Genomic DNA, 2908 nt, shown 5'->3' on the forward strand with positions numbered 1-2908 from the left:
TCAATTTCTTTAGTGGTGATAATGCTTAAAGCATAGGCTGGACTGAGCAAACCTAATAAAAACGCTCCTAGAATAAAGCAGAAAAATAAAAAATGGTTATATGGATAAGTTTTCATTTGTTTTTGTTCCTTTATTAAAGCTTTTGTTGGGGTTTATTTTCAAAAACTCATCTCCATAGGTATAGACACGCCATCATTTGCTAAGCTTTGATTATTTTTTAATTCTTTAGACTTTGTTAATGCGTTTTGTATGTTTTGCTTTGATTTATTTTCAAAAGCTTGTAGTTTAGGACTTAATGGCTTTTTCTCAGTGTTATTTTTTACAGATTTTTTACTATTAAAATCAACAGAATGATTACCTTGATTAAAATCAATAGGTTCATCATCTAAAAAAGACAAATCATTGTTATTTTTTACATTATTATTGTCAATAATGTTATTTTGTTTAATATTATTGTCTTTAATTAGATTATCATTAGTAGTATTTTTAACCATATCATTAACATTAGCATTATTTTGGGTTAAATTATTTTGATTTTCGCCATTAAACTTCCAAACGCCCAAAGCTCTCTTATCTATTTCGTTATTGGCAATAGCGTTTTGTAAGATTTTATGTTGCTCTTCATTGAGTGGGGGAATATGATTTTCTTTTTGATCGTTAAAAATGCCATAAGGAGTTTGATTAGCTTTTGAATTTTGAATATTGTAAGTTAGGGCAAGTTTTATGGGGTCATTTTCTTTTAAATTTTTATTATTGATTAGAGCTGTCATTAAAACTTCATTTAAAAATTCTTTGTGCTTTGTCTTCATAGCACTTGGTTTTTTATTAACCAGCATGGCTAAAACTTGCAATTCTTTGGCGCTCATATTGTGTTTAGCGTATTCTAAAAGCTCTTTTTTGAATAATTTATCAGAGTATTTTTTTTGTTTTTCACTCGGTAAATCTTGTTGTGTAGCCTTAAAATTTTCTCTTCTGTTATGTAAAAAATTTTTTAAATTTGTTATAGGTATCAAATGAGAATTTTTAGAATTTTCCCTAATGTTTTCCTTTGTTTCTGTGTTTAATTGTTCTTTATTTTGATAATTTTTATCGTCTTGTTTGTTGATAAACTCTTTTATCTCCAAGTTAAACTTATCATTTTGTAAATCCTCTAAATCTTGTTCAAAAGACTTCTGAATGGTTTGCTCTTCATCGTCTTTGTTTTGATTATCACTTAAATGTTCTAAATCTTTTAAGTCATTTTGTAAAGCACTTTGCAATTCAAAATCAATATTATCTTGTTCTAAAAGTTGCTGTTGCGTTTTGTCTGTCGTGATTGTTTGTTGTAACTCTTCAAGCTCTTTAGAATAGATAGATTGTAAAGTTTCAAATTCTGCATAATTAGACGCACGGCTTAAATCATTAGAAAACCTAGTTAAAAAAGTTGTCCATTCTGCATTGCCTCCAAATTTATTATAAATTTCTTTCATATCTTTTTTTAGCTCTTTAAAAAAATCACTCCAAGCTTTTGCTTTTTGTTGCTCATTGATGGAAAATAAACTATCAAATAACATTTAAAACTCCATTGTAGAGTATTGATCTACTTGCTTTTGCGTTTGGTTTTGTTTTTGATTTTCAAAAAAGATTTGTTGGTATTTTTCGTTTTTAATCGTGCAATAGTCATTAATAGTTTCAAACAATTTATCAATATTGTTTTTATAAGCGCTTTTTTGTTCATCACTAAAAGCATTGTTTTTATCTATATCGTTTAAAATCCTATCTTTGACATCTTTTAATACAAGATTAGAAGTGGCTCGTTTTTCCATAGGATAATCTTTATCATGTTCTAGTCTTATCATGGCGTTTGTAGATTTCTCAAAATGAGCGTTATTAAGGGGTTTTAGGTTTTCAACGAAATTATCCATTTGTTGTTCGCTTAAATATTTAGAAAACGCTTCTAAATTATATAACTTTTCAATTTTTACATAAGGTTCGCATTTTTCTTGCACTCTTTCAAAATAAGTCTCACCCATTGAGTTAGTTTTTTCTTGAGTTTCATACAAGGGGATTTTTTCGCCCTTAGCATTTAGAATGTATTCGCCTTGATTGTTTTTTGCATAAATAATCTCGTTGTTTTCATTTCTTAGAATTTTATCTTTTGAGTGTTTGATGAACATAACTTCTACGCAAGGCTCATTGTTTTTAATTTCTCTTAAAGCGTTTCTAAGTCCATTAGCTTTTTGTGGTTCTTCATTGGTAAGTTTCTCTATTTCTAGTTTAATTGCAGCATCACTAAGCCCTATCCATGCACTTGAATTATAGTTATGTATAGCCTTTTCTAAATCAAGGTTAAGATCATTTACATTGTTATAAGGAGCGCCTGAGTAAGCGCAAAAATTACGACTATTTTGAGCTATGCTTTGTTTGTAATCATCTTTACTAATACCCATCTTTTCTAATTTAGCACCACTTTTATAAGGCGCTTCCACTTTATTGCTTGGGTTTGCTATAAACAAGAGATTGTCTGCAACTTTTTTTGTGTAATAAATCTTAGCTCTTTCAAACTCATTTAGTCCCTTGTTTTGTGATACTTGCTCTGTATTTTGGTTCATATAAAACCCCTAAAAATAAAAATTTTTTAAATATAACCATATTTTTAAAAACTAAACAATACGGGTTTTTTAAAGATTTTTATTCTAAAAATCCGTATGTTTTAGTTACTAAACTTATGCCTTAATTATAAAAACCTACTCTAAAGGATTACACATGCAAAAAAAAGAAAGCTAAAAACCCACAACCGAATTTATTTAGCATCTTAGATAATGGCGATATTGCCATAAGCAACCCTGCTGAAGAATCAGGCAAGGCCAATGAAATACAAGAGCCACTCCCTTATGTCGTGAAAACGCAAATCAATAAAGCAAGCATG

The 2908-nt window shown here is 28.8% G+C and carries 2 protein-coding genes and 1 pseudogene; 1 reads left to right on the forward strand and 2 read right to left on the reverse strand.

Features of this window, described 5'->3' with window-relative positions:
- Positions 1-158: 158 nt before the first annotated feature.
- Together CXY28_RS08455 and CXY28_RS08460 are read right to left on the reverse strand one after the other, a co-directional pair.
- Positions 159-1553 (reverse strand): hypothetical protein, encoded by a 1395-nt coding sequence (locus CXY28_RS08455; protein WP_100980479.1) that lies wholly within the window; start codon positions 1551-1553, stop codon positions 159-161.
- Positions 1554-2591 (reverse strand): hypothetical protein, encoded by a 1038-nt coding sequence (locus tag CXY28_RS08460; protein WP_100980481.1) that lies wholly within the window; start codon positions 2589-2591, stop codon positions 1554-1556.
- Between the two features lie 200 nt (positions 2592-2791).
- Here CXY28_RS08460 and CXY28_RS09065 point away from each other — a divergent pair.
- Positions 2792-2908 (forward strand): annotated as a pseudogene (locus tag CXY28_RS09065) (helicase); the annotation flags it as partial.

Origin of the sequence: Helicobacter pylori, from assembly GCF_002832345.1 — a bacterium.
Lineage (GTDB): Bacteria > Campylobacterota > Campylobacteria > Campylobacterales > Helicobacteraceae > Helicobacter > Helicobacter pylori_CP.